1 pseudogene is annotated in these 237 nt (G+C 76.8%); it reads right to left on the minus strand.

The features are described from left to right. Nucleotides 1-237 (minus strand): annotated as a pseudogene (locus tag ACSNOK_RS36145) (hypothetical protein); the annotation flags it as partial.

Here is a 237-nt window from a genome sequence, read left to right on the forward strand (position 1 = left end):
GGGTACGGGCGCGACGCCGTTGGCGTGGTCGGTGACGAAGCCGACCAGGGCCAGGGGTAGTTCGGCCTCTCCGGCGAGCACCACCTCCGGGCCCGCGGTCTGGCTGACGGCGGTGACGCCCGCGGCGGCCAGGGCGGCGAGGTCGGCCTTGTGGTCGGCCTGGCCGGACAGCCGGTGGTGGCCCTCGCCGTGCCGGGACAGCTGCACGATCTCCCCGCCGGGCAGACGGCCCTCGGT

It is taken from the genome of Streptomyces sp. URMC 126 (assembly GCF_051386555.1).
In the GTDB taxonomy this organism is placed as follows: Bacteria; Actinomycetota; Actinomycetes; order Streptomycetales; family Streptomycetaceae; genus Streptomyces.